The following is a 6,132-nucleotide window of genomic DNA, read 5'->3' on the forward strand; positions in this document are numbered from 1 at the left end:
CTGATTGGCCATCCGTTTAGCCGGCACATGAGCGCGGCGCCAGAACTTCTGGGCTCTTGGCGCGACAGACCGCGAGCCGAATTTGCCATCGTCGATGAAGGCCCGGGCCTCTCCGGCAGCTCCCTTTATGCCGTCATTGTCTGGCTGCGCCGGCAGGGCATCGACCAGGAGCGCATTCATCTCTTCCCGAGCCATCGCGGCGGGCCGGGCGCGCAGGCTGATGCCGAGACCGTCGCTGCCTTGTCGCAGTGCCAAAGCCATGTCGCGGACTTCGAAGATGTCTTTGACGGCGCGGTTGCCCCCGGGCTACGGGACTGGATAGGACATCTGCTCGGCAAGGCCGATGTTGAGCTTCAGGAAATCTCCGGCGGCGCGTGGCGGGAACATCTATCTGCGCCGGCAGACGCCTGGCCGCCTGCATTCCCGGCATTCGAGCGGCGCAAATTCATCGCTTCGGCCGGCGGCGAACGCTGGCTGATCAAGTTCGCGGGCCTTGGCGAGACAGGACAGCGCAAGCTTGGTACGGCCAAGGTACTCCACGAAGCTGGCTTTGGCGCTCAGCCTGCCGGACTCTGCCACGGTTTTCTGGTCGAGCGCTGGATCGATGCCGACAGGCTGGACCGGGAAGGGCCGGCAAGGGATCTGCTGATCGATTGGCTTGGGCGTTACCTCGGCTGGCGCGCCGCCAAGCTGCAGACCGACGAGACAGGCGCGTCGCTGGACCAGCTCGCAGGCATGTCGGTGCAAAACTGCGAGGAAGCGCTGGGGGAGAGGTTCGCGCACGCCTTGCAGAGCTGGTTTGCCGGCCAGCCGTCACCGGGTCCGACGCGCCGGGTCGAGATCGACGGACGGCTGCATGCGTGGGAATTTCTGGTCCGCCCGCACGGGAGCCTGCTCAAGACAGATGCGTTCGATCATTGCCGATCGCACGATCTTATCGGCTGCCAGGGCATAGAATGGGACATCGCCGGGGCAAGGGTCGAACATGACCTGTCCGCCGCCGAGCTTTCGAAGCTCGTGGGCTGCATCGAGCAGGCGACATTGATCGACAGAGCTTTGGTCGACTATTTGGAGCCCTGCTATCTCGCGTTTCAGCTTGGCCTCTGGACGATTGCAGGGCAGTCGACTGACGAGGAAGAGCGGATGCGGTCGACGCGCGCAGTTGAACGTTACAAAGACGGACTTGTCCGGCTTCTGGTCTGTTGAAAGCCAAGCCCGCTGGGTCAGTCGAGCCTGCGCAGCATATCGGCTTCCTGCTCCAGGATGCTTGCCACTTCTTCCCGTCGCAGATGCGTCATCATCAGGCTGACGCAACACTCGAGATAGGTGATGGAAGCTCTTCGCAGGAACGCGGCGGTTTCCGCCGCCGCCATCTGGTCGATGTCGTTGACTGATCGCTTCGGCTTCACAGCTCGTCCTCCATCGCGGTTGTCATGCCCAACCGCGATGTCGGGTGGTTGTTCCGCCCCGGTGAAAAGATGCCGCTGCTTTAGAGCTGCAGGTTCTGCAGCTTTCCCCCACCCGCCCTGTCGATTGCAGTGACGGGCGCGATCGCCAGATCGTCCACCCCTGAAAAGTAGACGATCGTCTGCAGCAGGCCTTGCCTGAGAGGCACCTCGGGCGACCAGCCGAGAAGCGCCTTTGCGCGGCCTATGTCGGGGCGCCGGCGGCGCGGGTCGTCCTCAGGCAGAGGCAGGAATTTCACGGGCGATCTGGTGCCGGTCAGCTCGCGCACCAGTCTTGCCAGCTCAAGGATCGAAAACTCCCCGGGATTGCCGAGATTGACTGGCTGGCGTGGATTGGGGTCGACATCCATCAGGCGGCGCAAGCCCTCGACCAGATCGGTGACATAGCAGAAGGAGCGGGTCTGCCGGCCATCGCCGAAGATCGTCAGCGGCCGCTTCTCGATCGCCTGCATGACCAGATTGGAGACGATACGGCCGTCGGCGGGGTCCATCCTCGGCCCATAGGTGTTGAAGATGCGCGCGACGCGAATATCCGCCATCTCGGCGCGCTGATAATCGAAGCAGAGCGTTTCGGCGGCGCGCTTGCCCTCGTCGTAACAGGCTCGCGGTCCGGTGCAGTTGACGTGGCCGACATAGTCCTCGCGCTGCGGATGCTGTTCCGGATCGCCATAGACTTCGCTGGTCGATGCTTGCAGGAAGCGGGCGCCGCTGCCGGCGGCGAGCTCCAAAAGGTTGAGAGTCCCGATCACACAGGTCCGCGTCGTGTGGATCGGGTCGGCCTGATAGCGAGGCGGCGATGCCGCGCAGGCCAGGTTAAAAACGCGATCGACAGGTTCACCGAGTTCCAGAGGGGTGCAAACGTCCTGCTCGATCAGTCGAAAGCGCGCCTGGCCAACCAGCGAACTGATATTCTCCATTCTGCCGGTGAGGAAATTGTCGACGCAGATCACGCGATAGCCGTCATGCAGCAGCGCCTCGCATAAATGCGAACCGAGGAAACCGGCACCGCCGGCAACAAGCGCGGTCCTTCTTTGTTCAGCCCTTTTAGATCGCCGCATATCGATGGTCTCCTGTCTGCCGCTCATGCCGCACTTTCGACGTCAAGATCGACCGCCGGACGCATCCCCACAGACGGCGTCAGCGCCGAAACGAATTCACGTGCCCTTGCCATGGCGGTATGTCTTGAAAGCACCGCCTCGCGCGCCCGTCTGGCCATGTCGAGCCTTGCCCGCTCGGATTTGGCGCTGAGGATCTCCTCGACATCTGCGGCAAAAGCTGCCGTCTCGATCGCCGGTCCCAGGAAGAAATCGTCGAGCCCGGGCCAGCGGTCGCTTATGATCGGCGTGCCGCAGGCAGCGGCTTCGAAAAGCCGCACGCTGGGCGACCATCCGGCCGCGATCATCGACGCCCGCGTAAGGTTCAGCGTATAGCGCTGGCGGCTGTAGAAGGCGGCATGTCCAGAAGGCGGCAGGTGCTCGATCCGCTCGACATTGTCCGGCCAGGCGATATCGGAGGGATATTGCGAGCCGGCGACGACGAAGCGGCGGTCGGGCAGGCGTCGCGCAGGCTCCAGAAGCAGCGCTTCCAATGAGGGCTGGCGATCGGCGCTGTAGGTGCCAAGATAGCCAAGGTCCCATTCGATGGCGTGTCTGGTGCGACGATGTCGCGTCGGATCGACGGAGCAGTAGAGCGCCTCCGCCCGGCGCGCGCCGAACTCGGACTCCAGCCGCTCCAGCGTCGGTCCGCCGGTGAAGGAGAAGTAGACGTCGAAATAGGGAATCTGCCTGCGGGCAAGATAGTCGCAATCGTCATCGGCAACCCGCGCCAGCGTCACCGGTGTGTCGATGTCATAAAAGCAGAACTGCCCCGTGCAGAGCGAAGCAAGATCGTCGATGATCACCCTGCCTTCCGGCACGAAGGAGCCTATCACCACTGCATCGGCGCGCTGCAGCTCCCGCCGGTGGTTTCGGCGCAGCTCCGAGACTGTCTCGTAGTAGCGCAAGTCGCAGAAATCGGGATCGCGCAGGTCCCGATGATGCGCGTACCAGGAGACGTCGCGTTCGAGGAAGGTGACGCGATGGCCGAGATCGTTGAGCGCGCGCAGCAATCCGCGGAAAGTCGTCGCATGGCCGTTGCCCCAGGACGAAGACAGGGAGAGCCCAAGGAAAACGATGTCGAGCGGTTTCGTCATTCCGCAGCCTCCATTGCGCGGCGCTCGAAATGCGCCTTGAAGATGTCGTCCACCAGCCGAGCCCTCAGCGTGTAGGTATGCTCGGCCCGAACGCGCCGCAGCGCTGCCGCGCCGATCGCCTCCGCCCGCTGTGGCGTCAGCGTGCGCATGATCTCGGCGACATCGGCCCCGTCGCGGGCGACCAGGATCTCTTCGCCGGGGGTCAGGAAAAATTCGATGCCGAGCCAGGCGTCGGTCAGAAGGCACGCGCCGGCCCCCGCCGCCTCGAAGACACGGGTCGCGGGCGAAAACCCGTTGGCCGCCATGCTGTCGCGGCTGATGTTGAGCACGGCCTTCGGCGTGACGTTGAAGGCGTTGTGATCGTTGGTGCCGACATGCCCCAGCCATGAGACATTCGGGGGCAGGGACTTGTCGTCCCAGCCGGAACCGCCCAGCAGGAAGCGCTGGCTGCCGAGCCTGCGGGCCGGGTCGAGGAAGAAGGCGTCGACGCGCGCCTCACGGTCGGGCAGCCGATTGCCGAGGAAGGCCAGGTCGCAGGCAAAGCGCGGATTTGCGGCGACCGGATGATGCGTCTCAGGATCGAGCGCGTTGTAGATCGGCACGCATTCCGCGGCGCCGAGCGCACGATAATCCCAGACGACCGGGTCGCCGCCGCCGTAAGTCAGCACGATGCCGATCCTCTTCAGTGCCTCATGCAACGGGTGTTCGGCGTCGTTGCGCAACTCGCTCAGGGTCGCCGGCGCGTCGACATCCCAGAAAACGGTCAGCGCGTCCGGGCGGGCATTGTCGAGGACTGCCCGCAGCAGCGCATCGTCTTCGAAGCCGACGCCGCTTGCCTTGACGACAACGTCTGCCTGCGCGGCGCGCGAGGCGACCTGCATCAGCGCATGCGGAGTCGGCTCGTAGACCACGACGCTGCACCAGTCCGGAGCTTCGATGTCGCGATGCTTCTGCCGGTCGTAGACGTCGGGCTCATAGAAGACGATGTCATAGCCGCTCTGCGACAGTGCCTTGAGCAGGCCGCGGTAATAGGTGGCGGCGCCGTTCCAGTAGGACGACAGAAGGCTCGATCCGTAAAAGGCAATCTTCATGCGGCCGCCTCCCTTGCAGGCTTGATTTCAGCCGCCGCGCGATTGCCGCATGCGGCGAGGATGTCGAACAGCTCGTCGCCGCGATGCCGGCATGTGTGCCGCGCCTGGATGGTCTCCAGGCCCGATGCGGCCAGCGCGTCCGCTAGCTGGCGATCGTTCAGCACGTCGCGGAGGTGGTCTCGCATCTCGGCGCCGTTTCGGGCGAAGAGGAAATCCGTTCCGGAGCGGAACAGGCCTTCGACATCCGACCATGGCGCAGACACAAGCGGAATGCCGCAGGCCAGCGCCTCGAACATGCGAATGGTGGGAATGCCCGGCAGGCTCTCCCGGTAGGGCCGGCGTGGGATGTGCATGGTGACGCGATGCCGGGCGAAGGCCTTCGGCACGTCGGCATTGGCGATCCAGCCTTCATAGCGCAAGCCGGTATCCGCGAGGGCCGTCAGCGCATCCGGCGGATAGCGCACGCCGTGCACGGTTCCCGACGGCGCGAGGGCGTGCGCGGGCTCGATCAGGAACTCGGCGATCTCGGCGCTGCGTTCGTCGTCGCCCCAATTGCCGATCCAGACGAGATCAGACTCACGGTCGATCTCGGGCAGCGGCTTGAACAGCCGTTCGTCCGCCGCCTCATGCCAGGTGAAGACCCGTCTGCCCCAGCCGGCACGAAGATAGCTCTCCCGCAGCACTTCGCCGAAGACCAGAACCCCGTCATAATGCTCGAGCTGAAGCACCGCGATCGCCTGCGTCGCCGATACGGCGCGATGATGGGTGTCATGGAACAGCAGCGTGAAATCGCCACCCCGGCCCCGAATGCGGCCGATGCGAGCGACGAGCTCAGGGTCAGTCCATTCATGAACGATGACGATATCTGCGCCGGCGAGCCAGGACTCATGCTGGAAACCCGCGTCGTAGGTCACCGCCATCAATTCCGGAAAATCCTTGCGGAAGCGCTCGACGGCGAAGGGGCCTTGCTGGGCGAGCAGGTTCGATCGGCTCCAGCCGTCGGCGGGCTCCAGCGCGATCACCTCATGGCCGCGCGCCACAAGCTCGCGCATGATGCCGCGCTGGAAGTGCGCGTTGCCGTGGTTCCAGTCGGAAACCGCCGAATGGGTGTAGAACAGAAAACGCATGGTCAACGCCCCGCTGCGGTCAGCGCCGCCCGATTGTAGATGTCGCGCATCATCCTCACTTGCTTGCCCAGCGAGAATTTGCGTGCCTGCCGCGCGGCGCGCCTGCCGAGCTTGCGCCGCAAGCTTTCGTCACGGGACAGGCTCTCGATGCAGCCGGCCAGCGCGTGTGGATCACGCGAGTTGAAGAACATGGCCGCGCCGTCCCAGATCTCGCGGTAGGTCGCGATATCGGCGAGCACCAGCGGCGTGGCCGAGAG

Annotated in this window: 6 protein-coding genes and 1 pseudogene; 1 reads left to right on the forward strand and 6 read right to left on the reverse strand. The window is 64.5% G+C overall.

Features of this window, described 5'->3' with window-relative positions:
- The coding region (locus EOA27_RS17910) for a hypothetical protein (RefSeq protein ID WP_210214152.1) at positions 1–1,206 on the forward strand (1,206 nt) is incomplete at its 5' end.
- Between the two features lie 17 nt (positions 1,207–1,223).
- Here EOA27_RS17910 and EOA27_RS17915 read toward each other — a convergent pair.
- From EOA27_RS17915 to EOA27_RS40750, 6 genes and pseudogenes are all read right to left on the reverse strand, one after another.
- A complete protein-coding gene (locus EOA27_RS17915) occupies positions 1,224–1,409 on the reverse strand; it encodes a hypothetical protein (protein WP_126079198.1) in 186 nt (61 codons plus the stop codon).
- Positions 1,410–1,489: 80 nt separating this feature from the next.
- The gene (locus EOA27_RS17920; protein WP_126083543.1) at positions 1,490–2,524 is read right to left on the reverse strand and encodes a UDP-glucuronic acid decarboxylase family protein; all 1,035 of its coding nucleotides are present in this window, start codon (positions 2,522–2,524) and stop codon (positions 1,490–1,492) included.
- A 23-nt stretch (positions 2,525–2,547) separates the two neighbouring features.
- Positions 2,548–3,657, reverse strand: coding sequence for a glycosyltransferase (locus EOA27_RS17925; RefSeq protein WP_127256812.1), 1,110 nt, complete (start codon positions 3,655–3,657; stop codon positions 2,548–2,550).
- Entirely contained in the window at positions 3,654–4,748 is a 1,095-nt protein-coding gene (locus EOA27_RS17930) for a glycosyltransferase (protein ID WP_126079196.1), read from the reverse strand. The genes EOA27_RS17925 and EOA27_RS17930 overlap by 4 nt, the downstream gene beginning before the upstream one ends.
- Positions 4,745–5,875, reverse strand: a complete 1,131-nt coding sequence (locus EOA27_RS17935; RefSeq protein WP_126079195.1) for a glycosyltransferase — start codon at positions 5,873–5,875, stop codon at positions 4,745–4,747. The genes EOA27_RS17930 and EOA27_RS17935 overlap by 4 nt, the downstream gene beginning before the upstream one ends.
- Positions 5,876–5,877: 2 nt before the next feature.
- Positions 5,878–6,132: pseudogene (locus EOA27_RS40750) on the reverse strand (glycosyltransferase family 1 protein); the annotation flags it as partial.

This window comes from Mesorhizobium sp. M2A.F.Ca.ET.037.01.1.1 (genome assembly GCF_003998075.1).
Taxonomy (GTDB): Bacteria; Pseudomonadota; Alphaproteobacteria; order Rhizobiales; family Rhizobiaceae; genus Mesorhizobium.